Raw genomic sequence first — 16,531 nt, forward strand, 5'->3', positions numbered from 1 at the left:
ACCGGGCCTCACCGCGCCGCGCCCAATGCGGACCGCGGCACCTCGCGCAAACCGCCGGGGCCGGGCAGGGAGAGCGGGGAAACTGAGGGCTGAGCCGCTGCCCCCCAAAGGATTGCGGTTTGGCCCGATCGGCCCTGAGGCGGTGCCCTGAGCCACCGGGGTTCTGCCCCGTTCTCATGCTCTTTGCCGTCACAACCCCGCCCGCAGGGTTGGCCCGCGTCCTGCCCGTCGCGACCTGGCGGTGAATGGGATGCGGTCACGGGTGACCGTCCTGATCGGCCTGTTGCCGGATCTGGCGGCCTTTACGCCGCCCGCGCGGAGGGACAGATATCTCTCTTCCCCCAGGCCCGCCGCCGATCCCGCAGCCCCGCTGCGCCGGGGGGGTGACATCGCCTCCCTCAGGTGTTCGCCAGTGCGCCTTGATATGGATCCTGCACCGCGCGCCATAGTCCGCCCCCGTCCGGGAGGATGGCGGGCGCGGTGCTCGCTTCCGCCGAAGTTCCGTATCGCGTTCCATCGTGCTATGGCCTGCCCTCCGGCAGGGCCGGGCATGAGCACTGAGAGAGAGACGGAGCAGATGGAGACTATCCGGATTATCACCACTGATTATCCATGGATCGGAACGGCCTTCTGGCTGTTCGCACTGATGGCCACGGCGGGTGTCGTTAACTTTGTGGTGCCGGTCGCGCTGGTCAAACTTCTGCACCGTGTGATTGAGCGGGTGCAGGTCCTGGAGGGGCCGGAAGTGGTGCGTTCAGGCGTGATCGCGCGGCTGGCCAATGCGGCTCCGGCCATCGTGATCTATGCAGGCATTGCCATGGTGCCGGGGCTGCCTGGCGCGCTTGCGACCGTGGTGCGCAATGTGGCCAATGCGGTGATCATCCTGTGCATGGCGATGGCCATCGTGGCGGCGCTGGATCTTTTCCATACGATCTGGCGGCGGCGGCAGGGCGATAACGGCCGCTCGATCAAGGGCTATGTCCAGGTCACCGCGATCATCGTCTATATCGTGGCGGCCCTTCTGATGATCGCGGCGGTGATCGACCGCTCTCCGCTGATCCTTCTGTCGGGGCTTGGTGCGCTGACGGCGGTGCTGATCCTGGTGTTTCAGGACACGCTTTTGTCGCTGGTGGCTGCGGTGCAGATTTCCTCGACCGATATGCTGAAGGTCGGGGACTGGATTGAGATGCCTGCACAAAACGCCAATGGCGATGTGCTTGAAATCGCGCTTCACACCGTGAAGGTGCAGAATTTCGATAAAACCATCACCACGGTGCCAATCCGCAGTCTGGTGACGCAGCCCTTCAAGAACTACCGCGCCATGCGCGAAGCCGGCGGGCGGCGCATCAAACGCTCGCTCCACATTGATCAGAGCACCATCCGCTATCTGACCGAGGATGAGGTGGCGCATCTGGCCGGGATGAAGCCGCTCAGGGCCTATGTGGAGCGCAAGGCCCGTGAGCTTGCTGAGTGGAACGCGCAGCTGGGGCCGTCAGAGGCGGGGATGAACCGCCGCCGCCTGACCAATATCGGCACCTTCCGGGCCTATGTGGAAAGCTATCTCAAGGCCCATCCCAACCTGCGCCTTGATCTGACGATGATCGTGCGTCAGCTGGAGCCCGGGCCCGAGGGTCTGCCGATTGAGGTCTATGCCTTCAGCAATACCGTGGTCTGGGTTGAATATGAGGCCATTCAATCGGATATCTTTGACCATCTCTATGGTGTTTTGCCGGAGTTCGGCCTGTCGGTCTTCCAGACCCCGGCGGGGCGCGATCTGGCCCGGCTGACGCAGCAGAAAAGCCCGCGCGCGGCCCCCCGGTGACATCGGGGCGGTGCCTGGCGCTGGCACTCATACGCGGCCGTGTGTTTCTTTACGGCGGGTGTCGCTGCTTTATGACCCCCGCGCGGCTGCGCTGATGGGGCCTGGCGGGCCCGGGACTATCCGGGCGGCGCGGCTGCCGGGGTGGCAGGCCGCGTCAGAAACAGAGGATCTCGGCCTCGGCCTGGGCGCGGCGCAGATCGGCGAGAATGGCAGTATTGGTGGGATTGCCACGAAAGAGCGCGGCGCGCTCTCCGCCGCCCTGGCGCATCCTCAGGACGGTCTCAGCGGCGACGTAATCGTCCCAGCTCAGAATGCCGGCGATCTGGTCAATCGAGCACGAACAGCGCGTCAGCGCCTCAGCGGTCTGCCCGTTGGTGGCCATGCAGGCAAAGACATATTCCGCCCGCGCCGCGGTGGGATAATCATTCACCACCTGCGCCGCTGCCGGAAGGGCAATCGCACAGAAAAGGGCCGAAAGGCTCAGGTATTTCATCATTTACTCCGCCTGTTCAGAGGTGAAAATCTCGCTGTAACGCTCGGGTCTGTCGGGCAGGGTGGCTGAGAGCAGCGTCAGTTTATCCGGGGCCTCGGGCTGCCAGCGGATATCGATCATCAGCCCGGCAAAATCGCCAAAGCGGCTGCGGTTGGGATCTCCCTCGAAGGGCGCGATCGTCAGGCGCGCCTCAGAGACCTCTGCGGCACCCAGGCTCTGGCGCATGCGATTGCGGATGTAATGCGGATTGCCGCCGGTCTCCTGGGCGGTGATGCGCATGACGTTTTCGAGAAACATCAGCAGAACCGGATGCGGTGAGGAGGCGGGAAATTCCGCGAGATGCCGACCCGCCTGCTCAAGGGTCAGCTTGCCTTCAGGCGCGGCCGTCAGCCGGATATCCTGCCCGGGTTCCGCGCCAAGACGGCGATAGCCCCCGGCAGGGGGCGGGGCATCTGCGGCCGCGTCCGGCAGGACGCGGCTGTGGCGAAAGGTCAGGCTTTCGCCCGCGGGCAGGGCCTTCAGATGGCCCGGTGCCATGACCAGCGCGCCGAAGGTTTCGGCGCCCGCCCCCACTGGCAGCAGGCTCAGCAGAAGGGCCGCCATCAAAGGCCGAAAACGGATCATGGGTCGCTCTCCTCAGGGGTGTGTCCGGCGGGTTCCAGCACGAAGCCCCGCCCCCGCAGGGTGCGCAGAACCAGGCCATAGGCGGTGAAATTTCCAAGCTTTCGGCGCAGATAGCCGATGTAAACATCGACGACATTGTCGGTTGAGCCGCCATGCGGGGCCCAGAGTGCGTCAAAAATCGCGCCGCGCGTGCTGATCTGCCCGCTGTTGCGGATGAGCCAGGACAGCAGGTCCCCCTCGCGCTCGGTCAGCGCCACATCGCGCCCCGCGCCGCGCACAAGGCGGGTCTCGGGGTTCCACGAAAGCCCGCCCAGCGTCAGCGGTGCGCTTTGCGGGATATGGCGGCGCAACTGCACCTCTAGCCGGGCCAGAAGTTCAGAAAACTGAAAGGGTTTGACGATGTAATCCTGCGCCCCGGCATCCAGCCCCTCAGCGCGCTCCTCCACCCGAGACAGCGCTGAGAGCATCAGCGCGGGCATTTTATGCCCCGCCGCCCGCAGATCGGCGAGGATCGCGGCCCCGTTTTCATCGCCAAGCATCATATCGACGATCGCCGCATCACAGGGCCGCTCAGAGAGCGCGCGCCGCGCCGCGGCATGGCAGTCGGCATGTGTGGCGCTGTGGCCGGCAGCGGCCAGACCGCGGCACAGCAGCGAGGCGATATCGGGGTCATCTTCAATGAGGAGAATATGGGCCATCTGAGCTTTCTCCGGCGGCAGTCAGTTCCAGTTCCAGCCCGAAGCCATCCGCTTCGGGCAGGCGGCGCAGATCGCCGCCAAAAGCCTGCGCCGCCCAGCGGGCCAGCGCAAGGCCGATGCCAAAGCCGCTGACGCCGGGCGGCGCGCTGCGGGCATGACGATCAAACAGCGGCGCATCGGGCGCGGGCTGCGGCCCGCTGCCGTTGTCGCGCACCTCAACAAAGACCCGGCCCTGATTTTCGCGGGCGGTGATGCGGATGGTGGCCCCTTTCCCTGCAAACTTAACGCTGTTTTCAAAGAATCCCGCAAAAATCTGCCGCAGCCAGTCGGGATCGGCGCGCACATACAGCCGCTCTGGCAGCTCAGCCGTCAGCTCGACGCAGGCCCGCGCGAGCAGCGGGGCCACATCTGAGCGCGCGGCCTCAATGGCCTCCGACAGGCCGACATCGCGCAGAGTCAGTTCCAGCTCACCACTTTCAGATCGGGCGATCCGCAACAGATCCTCAATCCGGCGAAAAAGCCGCTCGGCGCGGGCAGAAATGGTGTGGAAGCTCTGCCGCAGGTCCGGGTCTGCGGTCGCCGCGCCCAGTTCCGCTTCGCCCATGATCACGGTGAGGGGGGTGCGCAACTCATGGCTGACATCCGCAAAGAAGCGGCGGCGCGCGGCATCAATCGCGCTGAGCCGGCTGTTGGCGGCGCTGAGTTCGGTTGTGCGGGTCTCGACGATGCTTTCCAGATCGGCCAGATCACGCTCCAGCCGCGCGCGCCTGCGCGCGATGCGGCGCGAGGCCTGGCGCATCCGCGCAAACATCAGCCCCAGTTCGTCATGGCGGTCCGAGGCGGCAAAGCCGCCCGCGCCGCTGAGGGCCGGGGCCTCTGCCGCCACACGGCGCAGTCCCTCAAAGAGCGGGCGCAGCGTGCCGCGCCAGAGCAGAAACAGCAAAAGCGGTGCGGCGATCGCAAAGGCCGCCATGCCAAAGCGCAGCGGGCGGCGCAGGGCCTCAAGGCCCTTCAGCGCACTATCGCGGCGGCGGGTCTCATGCTCCATCCGGCTGGAAATGATGGCGGGCGCATGGGTCAGGTGAAAGGCAATCCCGGCCTGGCCCGCAGGGGTGTCTGGCGACAGGCCGCGAAGCTGGCTGAAAAAGCTTTTCATCCGCGCGACATGGCGGATGTCTGCGGCGCGGCGGCTGGCGTCTTCTTCATCGGCGGCGGCGGCCACATCGGCGGCGGTCAGCGCCTCAAGCCGGTCAAGCGCGCTCTCAATACCGGCGGCGCCGCCACCGGGGGCGCCGCCCTGAAGCATCCGCGCCAGCATCCATTCGCTGATCCGGGTCGAGAGGCTGCTCCAGGCCTCCAGACGGGTCTGCGCGGCGAGCGCTTCTTCGGCCCGCCGCTCCGTCGCGGTCAGCCCGAAGACCGCCAGCCCCGCGCCGCTTAAGGTCAGCACGCTGAGGCCCACCGCGCCGAGCCAGAGCCGGAACCTGAGAGAGGGGCGACAGGGCAGGGCTGCAAAAGTCACGGCCCCGCCTTCGGCCGTTCAGCGAAAGTGACCTCAATCGCTTCGCGCAGAGCCTTATCGGTGAAGGGTTTGCGCAGCACACGGCGCGCAAGGGTGCCCGCTTCCTGGCGGATTGAGGCGGTGTCTTCTGCGCTGATGATGATGGCAGGCGGACGCCGCCGCCAGAGCGGCGAGAGGTCGCGCAGCACATCAATCCCGGTCTCGCCATTGTCGAGCCGGTAATCGGTGACGACCAGATCGGGGCGGCGCGCCTCGGCCGCGGCGATGGCGTCAGCCACGCCTGACACGCCGATGGTTTCAAACCCCCAGCCGCCCAGCAGCATGGCAACCGCGCGACGCATATTGGGGTCGTTTTCCACGATCAGCACGCGCTGCCCGCTGTAATCGGGCTGTTTGACCGGATCATCGGGGCGGGCCTCGGCGGTCTGCAGACGGCCACGGTGCAGCGGCAGCGCCACCCGGAAGCGCGATCCCGCCCCGGGTTTTGAGGAAAGCTCCAGCCGGTGGCCCAGCTGATCACAGGCGCGCCGCACGATGGACAGCCCAAGGCCGGTGCCGGGCTGACTGGTGCAGGACAGCCGCTCAAACTCAATGAAAATCCGCTCCTGATCGCGGGGATGGATCCCCGGCCCCCGGTCGAGCACCTCCAGCCAGACGGTCTCTCCCTCTCGCCGCATGCCAATCAGAACCCGGTCACCGGTGGTGTATTTCAGCGCATTGGTGATCAGGTTCTGCGCAATCTGGCGCAGATAAACCGGATCGCTTTCCACCGTCACCGATGAGGCAACAAAGCGCAGATCGACCTGGCGCGCCTCAGCCAGCGGGCGGGTGTCGATTTCAAGGCGGCGAAACAGCCGGTCAATGGCCAGCGGCACCCGGTTGGTCTCAAATTTGCGGCTGTCGAGGCGGGCGATATTCGACAAAGCCTCAATGAGTTCGCCCGCCGAATCCAGCGTGGCGGTGACGGTGCGGATCAGATCGCACTGGCCTCCATCGGCAGAGGTTTCCTCAAGATGCGACAGAAAGAGCTTGGCGGCACTGAGGGGCTGCAGAAGATCGTGGCTTGCGGCGCGCAGAAACCGGCTTTTGGCGCGGTTGGCCTCATCGGCGATGCTGTTGGCCTGCTCAAGTTCCGCATTGATGCGTGCAAGGCGCTGCAAGGCATCCTCAAGGTCGCGGTTGCGTCCGATCAACTCCCGTTCCAGCACTGCGGCGGTGCGGGTCTGCACCCAGCCGGGCCCGCGCGTTTCCCCGATGCGGACCAGGCGGTCCATCAGCGTGGTGTTGATTTTCTCAAGCTTGCTGATGCGAAGCTCCAGATCAGTGGTGCTGCCATGCATCGCCGTCCCCTCCGTCCTGTGAGGGAGCATGGCGGGCAGGGGCGCGGAACGCCAGCCCGACAAAGGTCTGATTCACGTGGAAACCGCCATGCTGCTCGCCATAGGTCGAGAAGCCCGCGACGCGGTGGCGGGCATAGAGGTCGGCGACCCGCCCCTCTTCGCCCGCCTGTTCCACCGCGAGGCGCCGGAGCACGCAGTCAAATCCCAGCACCATCTCGGCCGCGGGCATGGCATCCAGCCGTGCGGCCAGCCGCTCGGCCAGACTTTCCGCCCGCCCGATGCCCAGGATCGCGCCGGTCTCAATGGCGGACATCAGCGAGAGGCCCCCGGCACCGTCCCGGCCGCGAATGGCGCGCACGAAGTGCCGTCCACCCTGGGTCTCAATCAGCGGATGGGCGGCAAAGACCGCCGGGCTCAGAGCCTCGGGGGCGACGCCGATCAGCCGGGCATATTCAAAGGCCGCCGGCTCTGCATTTAACTCGCGCAGGATGCGGTTTTCCGGATCGGCATCAGTGACGACGATCTTATCGCCCTCGGGGGTGAAGTGATCGAGGATGATCTCTTCAATCGCAAAATCCGTGGCGATCCGGCAAAAGACCGCCGCGACCTGGCGCTCTTCGCCCTGCAGGGCCAGATGCGTGCGCCCAAAGCGCAGCCCGTCCGCCGCCGAGCCGCCGACCACCATCAGCGAGGGGATCACCGCCTCGCAGGTCGCGGTGACCAGCTCTTCATGGCCGGAGGCGCCGTCGATCAGCAGCACCCCGAAATGATTGGGGAAAGCCTCCGCGCCCTCCAGCCGCTCCAGCGGACGCAGGGCGCGCATCCATTCCATCACCGGGGTCTGGGTCAGGTTTTCCAGCCAGACCGCCCCGGCCCGGAAGTGCCGCGCCGGAAAGGCAATCAGCACCGTCTTTTCATCATCATAGCCGCCATAAGCAAAGCCGCCCGCGGACGAGCAGGCCAGCACCAGACACTGTGTCCCGAGCAGGTCCGAGATCCCCGCGCAAAGCGCGCGCACCTCAGACCCGCGGGGACAAAAGATCAGCACAAGCGCCGGTGCGCAGCTTTGCAGTGCGGGCAGGGCGGCGGTGACCACCTCCTGCGGCCCGCCCGTCAGGGCGAGGGTCAGGGGCGGCGCGAAAGACGGGGCCTTTGCGGACATTTCAGCGTGCAAAAAGCCCTGCTTTGCTTGCCAGAAGCGCGGCCTGGGTGCGGTTGCTGACGTTGATCTTATTCATGATCGCCGCGATATGGGTCTTCACTGTGGCCTCTGCGATGGAGAGTTCCCAGGAGATAACCTTATTGGGCCGCCCCTCGCACAACAGCCGCAAAATCCGCATCTGCTGCGGCGTCAGCGTGGCAAAGGTGCGCGCAAGCGGCGGCTCAGCGTCCAGCTGCGCGGCACTCATCCCCTCGGGCAGCACCTGCTCGCCGCGCCACATCCGCTCAAAGGCATCGCCCAGGGCGCTGCGTGGCAGCGTCTTTGAGATAAAACCGCAGGCCCCCGCCGCAATCGCAGCAGAGACGCGCGCTGAATCGATCTCGGCGGAAATCACCGTCAGCGGCACCGCGCCCAGACGCCCGCGCAGATGCAAAATTCCTTCCATGCCCTCTACATCGGGCAGGTTCAGGTCCAGCACCACAGCGTCAGGAGCGCCCTCATTGCGGATCGAGGCCTCAGCCGCGGCAAGGCTTGCTGCCTGACGCACACGTCTGAGGGAAAACAAATGGCCCAGTGTCAGCGACAGGGCCTCACACATCAGCGGATGATCGTCGACAATCAGAACATCCCGGATAACAGACCGGCCTGGACCTTTGCCGGACGCAGCCGCCTGACTGAACTCAGCCTGGTGGTTCATCAAAGTCTCCTCCATGCGCGAAGGCCGGCCTCCACCCGGTTGTTCCTTCGCACGTTCAGTTTACGCAAAGGCGTTAAGGAAGCGAGAACTTTCTGTATACCGTGGTGTTCTAAGAAGATTTTCCCGTCATTCCCGCGCCTTCAGCGCCGCCGCCATCACCCGTGCCAGGGCAAAGGCGCGCTGCTCCAGAATCACCGGGGTTTCGCAGACATAGGTCAGCGACTGCTGACGATCGAGAAAGATGCGGGTGGACCAGTCGATGGCGGCTTCCGCTTTGTCGATGCGGTCGAAATCTTTCGGCTCGGCCTCCATCAGGCGCTCAAACTCGCGGCGCTGCGTGTTGATATCGGCATCAAGTCCGGCCTGTTTGTGGGCATAGCGGGTGATGCCTTCCATCACCCGGGCGCGGCTGGCCTGCAGCTGGGCAAAGGTCGCGAGGAAAAGTGCCTGCTGCTCATCGGCGCTGTGACCGGCGGCGAAGGCTTCGATCTTTGCGCGCGCCTCTTCCATCGGGGTGCGCCGCGCGGCGAGTTCAGCGCCAAGGCTGCGGATCGCCGGTGTCTCAGCCAGGGCCCCGGCCTCTGCACCCGCAGGCGGTCCGGGCCAGATCTGCGCCACCGAAAGCGCGGGCTGGCGGCGCTGGATGCAGGGCCAGTCCGGATCGACGGGACCGGCGGCCTGAACGGGCAGCGCGGTGATCGACAAAGCAAGGATCAGGTGCAGCAGTCGGGTCATGACTTTCCCCCCCGGGCAGCCCGCCAAAGGCCCTTGGCGGGATTATACATGAAAAGTGTCAGCGCAAAAAAGACCGCGGTGCAGCCTGCGGTGACCAGCAGGGCCTCAAGGTTCAGTTTTGCGTAAAGTGCAAAGCGGATCAATTCCACCGCATGGGTGAAGGGGTTGAACCAGGCAATATTCTGCAAAAGCGGGCTCGATTCCCGCAGACGCCAGAGCGGATAAAGCGCGGAAGAAGCAAAGAACATCGGAAAGATCACGAAGTTCATCACGCCCGCGAAATTCTCAAGCTGTTTGATCGCTGAGGAAATCAGCAGCCCGAGTGCCCCCAGCATCAGCCCCGCCATCAAAAGCGCCGGGGCCACCGTCAGCCAGCCCCAGGGATCGGGCTTCACGCCCCAAAGACGCGCGATCAACAAAAACGCATAGACCTGCAACAGCGCAACCAGCACCGAGGCCAGCAGTTTTGATCCCAGCAGATACCAGCGCGGCGCCGGGCTGACCAAAAGCGAGCGCATCGCCCCCGTCTCGCGGTCATAGACCATGGAGAGCGAACTTTGCATGCCCGCGAAGAGCAAAATCAGCCCACAAAGCCCCGGCGTCACATAGACCTCATAAAGCACATAGGTGCGGTAAGGCGGCGTGATCGAGAGCCCGAGAACCGAGCGGAAGCCGGCGGCAAAGATGAAAAGCCACACCAGCGGGCGCACCAGGGCGGCAAAGAAGCGCTCTTTCTGGCGGATGAAGCGTAAAAACTCGCGCAGCGCGATGCCGCGGAAGACATACCACCAGATCATGCGGCCGTGGCTCCCGTCATGGCAAGAAAAGCCTGCTCCAGCGTGCGGTCCCCGGCAATTTCGGCGCAGGTCGCATCGGCCAGAACCGCGCCGCGATGCAAAAGAATTGCGCGGTCAGCGGGCTGTAATTCTTCAAAAATATGGGTGGCCCAGAGGGTGCTGACGCCTTCTTCGGCGATCAGGTGGCGCACAAGCGCCAGAAGATCGCCGCGGGCGCGCAGATCCAGCCCCGCCGTTGCCTCATCGAGCAGCAAAAGCTGCGGCCGGTGCAAAAGCGCGCGCGCAATCTCGGCACGGCGCTGCTGCCCGCCCGAGAGCGTGGCGACGCGGGCTTTGCGCTTACCGCTCAGATCGACCAGCTCCAGCACTTCGCCGATGCGCAGCCGCGCTTTCGCGGGCGCGATGCCGTGCAGGGCGGCGTGATAGCTCAGGTTCTGCTCCAGCGTCAGATCGGCATCGAGGGCGCGGCTTTGAAAGACCACGCCCAGCTTTGACAGCGCCTGGCGCGGGTTGCGGCGCAGATCATGCCCCGCCACCCCGATTTCGCCGGAATTCGAGTTATAAAGCCGGGTAATCAGCGAGACGAGCGTGGTTTTTCCCGCCCCGTTCACCCCCAGAAGCGCGCAGAACGCGCCCTGGGGGATCGAGAAAGAGACCTCGCGAAGGGCCTGAACCCGCCCGAAGCGGTGGCTCAGGCCCGAGATCTCCAGTGCGGACAAAGCCGCAGGCGCGGGGATCATTCCTTCCGGCGCTCCTTCTCGGTGAAGTCGGCATTCAGTTTGACGTCATACTGGCCGTCGGCGCAGATCACATCATCCAGATCAAAGCTGCCGTCATCTTCGACTTCAATGTTGTCGCTGTCGACTTCGCATTTCATCGCCGCGAGAACTTCATCGATTTTGGCGATCTGCTCAGCCGTCGCTTTTTCATCTGCGAAGGCCGGAAAAGCGAAGGCGGTCAGGGCAGTGGCAAGAAGAATTTTACGCATGGGTCACCTGTCAGCGGATGTTAAAGACGGCTTTCTGGCTGTCGCCCGAAGAGCCAGGGATCGACAGCGAATAGCTGCCGGGCGAAATGGCAATGAAGCTGATCTCGGCTTCACCACCGGCATCAAATTCCAGCGAATGGACACCCATCGGCCGGACTTCGATTTTGTTAATGACGATCTCATTGATCCAGATCGCGCGGAAGAAATCGCCGCCCGAAAGCGCGAGTTCCGCCGAGCCGTCGGCGACGATCTTCATCTTGTAATAGGTGCCCGATTTCAGATCGATCGGCGCGTCAGAGACCGGCTTGCCCGAAGCCAGCGTCAGCGAGGGCAGCGTGACCCGGTTCGCTTTGCCCATCAGACCGGCAAAACCATAATCGAACTGCTGAGCGGTGGCGGCACCGGCGCCAAGGACCAGTGCTGCGGCGATAAGAACTGCTTTCATTGGAATTTCCCCCCTGGAAATTAAGATTTCACCGCGACCACGCCCCAGGGCTGTTCGCCCACCTGGACCGAGACGGTGACTTCATCGGTCTCGGTATTGATCACCGAGATGTCGTTGGAATTGCCGTTGGTGGTGTAAAGGAATTTGCCATCCGGCGAGAAGGCCAGCTGCCAGACGCGCTGGCCCACCAGCAGGTAATCCGTCACCGCCATCGAGGCGATGTCGATCACCGCGACGCGGTTGGCCGGACCAAGCGCGACATAGGCCTTTTTGCCGTCTTTGGTGACGCGCAGACCCACCGGTTGCAGCGCCTCGGGCAGGATGCCGGCCACTTCAAAGGTGACCTTCTGAGTGATTTCATGGCTGGTGGTGTCGATCACGGAAACCGTGCCGCCGATCTCTGCGGTCACGAACAGGATCTTGCCGTCGGGCGTATATTCGGCAAAGCGCGGGCGGCTGTCGACGAGGACATTGGCGACGATCTCGAAGGTTTCGGTGTCGATCAGGTGGGCCATATTCGTCGTTTCCGACGTATTGACCACGATTTTGCCGTCGGGGCTGACGCCCATGCCCTCCGGCTCAACGCCGACCGGGACTTCCGCCAGGACCTGGCGGGTTTCGGTATCGACCACGGTGACGATATTGTCGTCCTCATTGGCGATGAACAGCTTCTTGCCTTCCGGGTGCAGCACGAAAAGCTCCGGATCCGGGCCTGAGGGCAGCGAGGGCAGCTCCTCATAGGTTGCGGCGTCATAGACCCGCACCAGGTTGTCGTCCGAGGCGCAGACATAGATCACTTTCCCATCGGGCGAGGCGGTGATCCCGCGCGGGCGCTGCATGCCGGTGATGGTATGGATCACCTCCAGCGAGGCGGCATCCAGCACCGTGATGGAGTTACCTTTCTCGTTCGAAACGAAAATCTTATCTGCGAATGCCGGAGCCGTTCCCAGAATCGTGCAGGCAGCCAGTGCCGTAAGAAGCTTCATAGTTCCCTCCCGTTTTGTTTATTTTTTGCAGGTGGTTTCCTGTCGGTCGATGCCGAGCGTGTCGAGATGGCTGGTCTGGTGCAGAAATTCCTCCTGCGGTGAGACCGAAGTGATCACCAGATCCGAGGCCAGCAGGATCGGCTGGCGCAGTTGCCCGTCCCAGTCGCGGAAGGTCAGCTTCTGGCCCTTAAAGGCGGCAAGGCTGAACTCGGGCGACAGAATGTGATCGCGCAGCGCGGCAAAATCACCGCCCTTGGTGCGGGTCGCGGCCTCTCCCACCACGCGCAATGCGGTCCAGACCTGGAAATCCACCGGGGTCGCCTGACGCCCGGCCAGCTTTTCAAAACGCGACTGCCACTGGGTCGCCCCCCAGGCCTCATGCGCCGGGTGCCAGGTGACCGGCTTCAGCCCGGCCGAACCGGTCACCGGACGCGCGTCCCAGGTGTGATAGGGCAGCCAGTCGGCGAAAACGCCGGAATGATCGGCCGCGACCACTACGTGATGGTTGGCGGCGCCCTGAGTGAAGACCGGCATCTGTGCCTGGACCTGCACATGGCCACTGTCAGTGCGCCGCGCGCCGCCGGTGTCCTCAAAGACCCGATCGGTCGTAATGCGCGCGCCGAATTTATCCGCCGCACGGCGGTAGGCCGCGCCAAGGGCGCGGTCCTGCGGGTGGCTGCCCTCGATCAGGAACCAGTCGCTCCAGCGTTTCCAGACCAGATATTGCGCCAGCGCATCGCTGAGCATCGCATCTGAGGGGGCGATATGCAGCAGATTGGCGCGGCAGTTCTCGCCCCTCAGCGCGTCATCGGTGGCGGTTGCGTTGAAAACCATCGCCCGCTCGCCCGCGAGGTCTGAGGCCTGTTGCACCGAGGCACTGTCGCCCAGCACCACGAACCACTGCACACCTTCGCCCAGCAGCCGTTCCATCTCAGAGGCGAGGGCATCGGGCGCGATGGCCAGACTTTCCGTCTCAAAGCTTTGCTTCATAAAAGCGCCGGTGGTGGCATTGTCGGCTGTGCCCAGATTGCCCCCGGCAAAGCCCGCATCCGCAGCGGGCAGGCTGAGCCGTGAAATGGGCATCGGCCCCGGCGTATCAATCCGCAAAACGGCGGCGCGGTAGAGGGTGGTATCGGTTTGCGCCTGTGTGGCGCCCGGTGCGGCCAGCGCCGCAAGGGTGGCCGCCAGCAGCAGCCCTGAGGATGTCGGATCTCGCAGCATGATGTTTCTCCCTTCAACTATTAGGGAGCGGTTCCTGCATTGAATCAAAGCAGAAAGGCCTAATAAGAAATTCATAAGCGTATGATTTCAATGGTCGTCATACTTTCGTCTGACTGTGTCGGGACATTTATCCCGCACATCCTCATCCGGCAGAGGCCCCGCAGAGCGGCGGGGCCGGAAGGAAAGGACGCAGAATGTTTGCAAGATTTGCCGCAGGATTTGTACTCGCCATCGGGCTGGCAGCGCCGGCTTTGGCACATGGGCCGGCGCGGTTGAAGACCGAGCAGAGCGTGGTGCTGGATGCGCCCGTCGCAGAGGTCTGGTCGGTGGTCGGAAATTTCAGCGACCCGTCCTGGGACCCCTCGACCGAAAGCTTTACGCAGGCAAAGAACGAAAAAGGGGCCACCCGTGAGCGGGTGCTGAAGACCGGCGGGGCTGTGACCGAAGAACTGATGCGGCTTGATCCGGCGAAACATGCCATCTCGGTGCGTTTTGTGAGCGACAATATCGCAGCGGTGAAGGCGTCTAACTACGCCGCGCATATCACGCTGAAGGAAGAGGGCGGCAAGACGCGGGTGGACTGGCGCGGCGCCTTCTACCGGGCCTTCCCGCAGAATGATCCGCCCGCTGATCTGAACGATGAGGCCTCCACCGAGGCGGTGCGCGCCCATCATCAGGCGGGGCTTGACGCGCTGGCCGCACGTTTTGGCAAAGTGAACTGATGCTCCTGCGCGCCGCCGTCATCTGGGTGGCCGTCGCGGGCGGCGCGCAGGCGGATCTCGCCGTGATCACCAGCCAGAGCGCGGGGAAGTTAAGCTTTCTGCGCACCCCCGGCGCAGAATTGCTGCGCGAGGTGGATCTGCCCGGTCAGCCCGCCGCGCTTGCGGTGAGTGACCGGTATGTCGCCGTGATCGCTGTGGGCACAAAAACCCTGCATCTGCTGGATCTTCACGGAGCCGGGGTGGCGCGTCACGTCTTTGACGGCGCGCCCTTTGCCCTGGCTTTCGATGGCTCAAACGGCGATCTTCTGGTGACGGATGCTGCGGCAGAGGGGGCGGTTCATCGCCTCTCGGTGCCGGATCTGACGCGGCGCGCCCGTCTGCGGGCCGCCGCCAATCCAACCGGGATCGATACGGATGACACCGGGCGCTTTGTCGTCGCGGCCCGGGACGCCGATCTGGCGCTGATCTATCCTGCCGGTTGCCTCACCTGCGCGCCCCTGGAGGTGCCGGTCGGCCATCACCCCTTTGGTGTGACTTTGCATGAGGGGCGGGCGTTTGTCAGCAATGTGCTGTCGGATGATCTCTCGGTCATTGATCTGCCAAGCGGGGCGGAAGTGGCGCGCATCCCCACCGGCAGCCGCCCCTATGCCACGGCTTTCGCGGCGGGGCGGGGATTTGTCAGCAATCAATATGATGCCAGTCTGACGGTCTTTGATGCGCAAAGCTTTGAGGTGACCGGGCGGATTGAAACGGGGGATTATCCCGAGGGGCTGTCGGTCGATTCCCAGGGGCGCCTTGTGGTCGCCAGCTGGTTTTCGGATCTGGTGCAGATCTTTGACACCGAAAGCCTGGAGCTGATCTCAGAGGCGAAGATGCCCGAAGGCCCGCGGGCCTTCGGCCGGTTCATCACGGCTGAGCCGCAGCCTTAAGCGTTTTGCCGTAGTCATCCACCAGGGGCACGCCCGCCTCGCGCAGAATGGCGTCGATCCCGGCCTGATTGCGGCGGATCAGGCTGTTGAGCTGGTGTTTCCACTCAATCTCACCCGCGCGCACCCCCATGGTGATGCGAAAGAACAGCCGCGGTGTTCCGGTCTCTTCGACAAGCGGGATCACCTTCAGACCCGGGGTCTCTTTCGCCAGCGGCCCGGCGATTGGCCCCCACATCAGCGCGAAATCCGTCACACCCTCTGCCAGATCGCGCAGCATATCGCCCGCAGGGTTTTCCACCCGCCGGTCGATCATCAGATCATAGGGTTTGGCAAGCTTCATCATGCCGCGCCGCGCCGCATGAGTGGTCACCGGAGAGCCTGCCACCACGCCCCCCCTGCGCCCCTGCAGGCGCGGATCGGAGAGGGTAGTCACATCCGCCAGATCACTGTCGGCGCGCACCACCATCACATGGGTCGAGGTGTAATAATGGTTGGTGTTCAGCACCAGCTCATCGCCCTGCGGCGCGCCGATCACCACATCGCATTTGCCCGCCGTCAGCGTCTGGCGCACAAAGCCGATGACCTGGGGAAACCAGGTGTAGCGGACCGGACGCTCCAGCTTTGCGGCCAAAAGCTCTGCGATGTGGTTTTCAAAGCCGCTCCCGTCCTGCGAGGACAGCGGCAGATTGGCCGGATCGGCGCAGACGCGGAAGCTGCTTTTATCCACCAGATCCGCCACCTGGGCGTAACCGGGGCTGCTGATCAGCCCCAGTGACAGACAGACCGCGCCGGTCAGGCGATACATCATGACCCCTCCATACAGGCCTTTTCTGCTGCTGCATATTCGTCGGATTTGTCCATCCGTTTGGCGGGGCGTCCGCGCGGGATGGCCTCAGTGCCACGGGCACGCAGATAGGTGTAGATGTCGTCAAGATAGCACATCACGTTGGGATTTGTCGCAAAAGCGGGCATCACCTGGTTCGAGGCGGAGCTGACCTCCTGCTTGCCGCTGGCGACTATCCCCACGAAGTCATAATAATCCATCTTGATGGCCGAGTTTTTCAGCGCCGGCGCATAGGTCGAGCCTTCGCCATCCGGCCCGTGGCAGACGTGGCATTCCGCGTGATAGCGCCGGAAGCCCGAGAAGGTCGGCCAGTCAACGGCGCCGTCCTCATTGATCACATAGGTCGGAATGTCTTCGGCGTTGAAATGGCGCACACCATCCGTGCTTGCAGCCGCGACATCCACTTCCGCCCGTCCCGGTCCTGCACCGGCCGCGGCAATCAACAGGGCCAGAAGCGGCGTGGTGAATTTCATGAATCAGTCCTCCCTTAATCCCAGGACTGAGGC

The 16,531-nt window shown here is 64.1% G+C and carries 19 protein-coding genes; 3 read left to right on the forward strand and 16 right to left on the reverse strand.

Annotation, left to right across the window (positions count from 1 at the left end; translation table 11 throughout):
- The first annotated feature begins 550 nt into the window (after nucleotides 1–550).
- Nucleotides 551–1,822 carry a mechanosensitive ion channel family protein gene (locus EG244_RS15080; protein ID WP_199737996.1) on the forward strand — a complete coding sequence of 424 codons (1,272 nt, stop codon included), beginning with the start codon at nucleotides 551–553 and terminating at the stop codon, nucleotides 1,820–1,822.
- 154 nt (nucleotides 1,823–1,976) lie between these two features.
- Here EG244_RS15080 and EG244_RS15085 read toward each other — a convergent pair whose 3' ends face one another.
- The 14 genes from EG244_RS15085 to EG244_RS15150 all read right to left on the reverse strand — a co-directional run bounded on the left by EG244_RS15085 (nucleotide 1,977) and on the right by EG244_RS15150 (nucleotide 13,530).
- Nucleotides 1,977–2,315 carry a hypothetical protein gene (locus tag EG244_RS15085; RefSeq protein WP_124965920.1) on the reverse strand — a complete coding sequence of 113 codons (339 nt, stop codon included), beginning with the start codon at nucleotides 2,313–2,315 and terminating at the stop codon, nucleotides 1,977–1,979.
- A gap of 3 nt (nucleotides 2,316–2,318) precedes the next feature.
- Entirely contained in the window at nucleotides 2,319–2,939 is a 621-nt protein-coding gene (locus tag EG244_RS15090; protein WP_124965922.1) for a hypothetical protein, read from the reverse strand.
- A complete protein-coding gene (locus EG244_RS15095) occupies nucleotides 2,936–3,637 on the reverse strand; it encodes a response regulator transcription factor (RefSeq protein ID WP_124965924.1) in 702 nt (233 codons plus the stop codon). Before EG244_RS15095 ends, EG244_RS15090 begins: the two co-directional genes overlap by 4 nt.
- Nucleotides 3,615–5,159: a sensor histidine kinase gene (locus EG244_RS15100; protein ID WP_124965926.1), complete on the reverse strand. Its 1,545-nt coding sequence runs from the start codon at nucleotides 5,157–5,159 to the stop codon at nucleotides 3,615–3,617. Before EG244_RS15100 ends, EG244_RS15095 begins: the two co-directional genes overlap by 23 nt.
- The gene (locus tag EG244_RS15105) at nucleotides 5,156–6,499 is read right to left on the reverse strand and encodes an ATP-binding response regulator (protein ID WP_124965928.1); all 1,344 of its coding nucleotides are present in this window, start codon (nucleotides 6,497–6,499) and stop codon (nucleotides 5,156–5,158) included. The genes EG244_RS15100 and EG244_RS15105 overlap by 4 nt, the downstream gene beginning before the upstream one ends.
- Complete coding sequence (locus EG244_RS15110; protein ID WP_199737997.1) at nucleotides 6,480–7,673, reverse strand: FIST N-terminal domain-containing protein; 1,194 nt, start codon at nucleotides 7,671–7,673, stop codon at nucleotides 6,480–6,482. Before EG244_RS15110 ends, EG244_RS15105 begins: the two co-directional genes overlap by 20 nt.
- Nucleotides 7,663–8,358, reverse strand: a complete 696-nt coding sequence (locus tag EG244_RS15115) for a response regulator (protein ID WP_124965932.1) — start codon at nucleotides 8,356–8,358, stop codon at nucleotides 7,663–7,665. Before EG244_RS15115 ends, EG244_RS15110 begins: the two co-directional genes overlap by 11 nt.
- Nucleotides 8,359–8,484: 126 nt before the next feature.
- Nucleotides 8,485–9,093 (reverse strand): hypothetical protein, encoded by a 609-nt coding sequence (locus tag EG244_RS15120; protein ID WP_233589032.1) that lies wholly within the window; start codon nucleotides 9,091–9,093, stop codon nucleotides 8,485–8,487.
- Nucleotides 9,090–9,890, reverse strand: coding sequence for an ABC transporter permease (locus EG244_RS15125; protein ID WP_124965933.1), 801 nt, complete (start codon nucleotides 9,888–9,890; stop codon nucleotides 9,090–9,092). The genes EG244_RS15120 and EG244_RS15125 overlap by 4 nt, the downstream gene beginning before the upstream one ends.
- Nucleotides 9,887–10,630 (reverse strand): ATP-binding cassette domain-containing protein, encoded by a 744-nt coding sequence (locus tag EG244_RS15130; protein WP_124965935.1) that lies wholly within the window; start codon nucleotides 10,628–10,630, stop codon nucleotides 9,887–9,889. The genes EG244_RS15125 and EG244_RS15130 overlap by 4 nt, the downstream gene beginning before the upstream one ends.
- Nucleotides 10,627–10,878, reverse strand: coding sequence for a PepSY domain-containing protein (locus EG244_RS15135; RefSeq protein WP_124965937.1), 252 nt, complete (start codon nucleotides 10,876–10,878; stop codon nucleotides 10,627–10,629). Before EG244_RS15135 ends, EG244_RS15130 begins: the two co-directional genes overlap by 4 nt.
- 10 nt (nucleotides 10,879–10,888) lie before the next feature.
- Entirely contained in the window at nucleotides 10,889–11,323 is a 435-nt protein-coding gene (locus EG244_RS15140) for a cupredoxin domain-containing protein (RefSeq protein ID WP_124965939.1), read from the reverse strand.
- Nucleotides 11,324–11,343: 20 nt separating this feature from the next.
- Entirely contained in the window at nucleotides 11,344–12,309 is a 966-nt protein-coding gene (locus EG244_RS15145; protein ID WP_124965941.1) for a PQQ-dependent catabolism-associated beta-propeller protein, read from the reverse strand.
- 18 nt (nucleotides 12,310–12,327) lie between these two features.
- Nucleotides 12,328–13,530 carry an ABC transporter substrate-binding protein gene (locus EG244_RS15150; RefSeq protein WP_124965943.1) on the reverse strand — a complete coding sequence of 401 codons (1,203 nt, stop codon included), beginning with the start codon at nucleotides 13,528–13,530 and terminating at the stop codon, nucleotides 12,328–12,330.
- 194 nt (nucleotides 13,531–13,724) lie between these two features.
- Here EG244_RS15150 and EG244_RS15155 point away from each other — a divergent pair, with 194 nt between their 5' ends.
- Nucleotides 13,725–14,252 (forward strand): SRPBCC family protein, encoded by a 528-nt coding sequence (locus EG244_RS15155; RefSeq protein WP_124965945.1) that lies wholly within the window; start codon nucleotides 13,725–13,727, stop codon nucleotides 14,250–14,252.
- Nucleotides 14,252–15,181, forward strand: a complete 930-nt coding sequence (locus EG244_RS15160) for a hypothetical protein (protein WP_124965947.1) — start codon at nucleotides 14,252–14,254, stop codon at nucleotides 15,179–15,181. Before EG244_RS15155 ends, EG244_RS15160 begins: the two co-directional genes overlap by 1 nt.
- On the opposite strand, the gene EG244_RS15165 is transcribed toward EG244_RS15160, so the two are convergent.
- Together EG244_RS15165 and EG244_RS15170 are read right to left on the reverse strand one after the other, a co-directional pair.
- The gene (locus EG244_RS15165; RefSeq protein WP_407644050.1) at nucleotides 15,159–15,989 is read right to left on the reverse strand and encodes a substrate-binding domain-containing protein; all 831 of its coding nucleotides are present in this window, start codon (nucleotides 15,987–15,989) and stop codon (nucleotides 15,159–15,161) included. The genes EG244_RS15160 and EG244_RS15165 overlap by 23 nt on opposite strands.
- Complete coding sequence (locus EG244_RS15170; protein WP_124965951.1) at nucleotides 15,986–16,498, reverse strand: c-type cytochrome, methanol metabolism-related; 513 nt, start codon at nucleotides 16,496–16,498, stop codon at nucleotides 15,986–15,988. The genes EG244_RS15165 and EG244_RS15170 overlap by 4 nt, the downstream gene beginning before the upstream one ends.
- Nucleotides 16,499–16,531: the final 33 nt, after the last annotated feature.

Origin of the sequence: Falsigemmobacter faecalis (assembly GCF_003863335.1) — a bacterium.
Lineage (GTDB): Bacteria > Pseudomonadota > Alphaproteobacteria > Rhodobacterales > Rhodobacteraceae > Wagnerdoeblera > Wagnerdoeblera faecalis.

Coding starts and splice junctions, on each gene's coding strand:
- EG244_RS15125 (WP_124965933.1), bottom strand. CDS start 9,890: ATGATCTGGTGGTATGTCTTCCGCGGCATCGCGCTGCGCGAGTTTTTA.
- EG244_RS15080 (WP_199737996.1), top strand. CDS start 551: ATGAGCACTGAGAGAGAGACGGAGCAGATGGAGACTATCCGGATTATC.
- EG244_RS15160 (WP_124965947.1), top strand. CDS start 14,252: ATGCTCCTGCGCGCCGCCGTCATCTGGGTGGCCGTCGCGGGCGGCGCG.
- EG244_RS15155 (WP_124965945.1), top strand. CDS start 13,725: ATGTTTGCAAGATTTGCCGCAGGATTTGTACTCGCCATCGGGCTGGCA.
- EG244_RS15090 (WP_124965922.1), bottom strand. CDS start 2,939: ATGATCCGTTTTCGGCCTTTGATGGCGGCCCTTCTGCTGAGCCTGCTG.
- EG244_RS15085 (WP_124965920.1), bottom strand. CDS start 2,315: ATGAAATACCTGAGCCTTTCGGCCCTTTTCTGTGCGATTGCCCTTCCG.
- EG244_RS15140 (WP_124965939.1), bottom strand. CDS start 11,323: ATGAAAGCAGTTCTTATCGCCGCAGCACTGGTCCTTGGCGCCGGTGCC.
- EG244_RS15105 (WP_124965928.1), bottom strand. CDS start 6,499: ATGCATGGCAGCACCACTGATCTGGAGCTTCGCATCAGCAAGCTTGAG.
- EG244_RS15165 (WP_407644050.1), bottom strand. CDS start 15,989: ATGATGTATCGCCTGACCGGCGCGGTCTGTCTGTCACTGGGGCTGATC.
- EG244_RS15130 (WP_124965935.1), bottom strand. CDS start 10,630: ATGATCCCCGCGCCTGCGGCTTTGTCCGCACTGGAGATCTCGGGCCTG.
- EG244_RS15095 (WP_124965924.1), bottom strand. CDS start 3,637: ATGGCCCATATTCTCCTCATTGAAGATGACCCCGATATCGCCTCGCTG.
- EG244_RS15170 (WP_124965951.1), bottom strand. CDS start 16,498: ATGAAATTCACCACGCCGCTTCTGGCCCTGTTGATTGCCGCGGCCGGT.
- EG244_RS15135 (WP_124965937.1), bottom strand. CDS start 10,878: ATGCGTAAAATTCTTCTTGCCACTGCCCTGACCGCCTTCGCTTTTCCG.
- EG244_RS15145 (WP_124965941.1), bottom strand. CDS start 12,309: ATGAAGCTTCTTACGGCACTGGCTGCCTGCACGATTCTGGGAACGGCT.
- EG244_RS15115 (WP_124965932.1), bottom strand. CDS start 8,358: ATGAACCACCAGGCTGAGTTCAGTCAGGCGGCTGCGTCCGGCAAAGGT.
- EG244_RS15150 (WP_124965943.1), bottom strand. CDS start 13,530: ATGCTGCGAGATCCGACATCCTCAGGGCTGCTGCTGGCGGCCACCCTT.
- EG244_RS15120 (WP_233589032.1), bottom strand. CDS start 9,093: ATGACCCGACTGCTGCACCTGATCCTTGCTTTGTCGATCACCGCGCTG.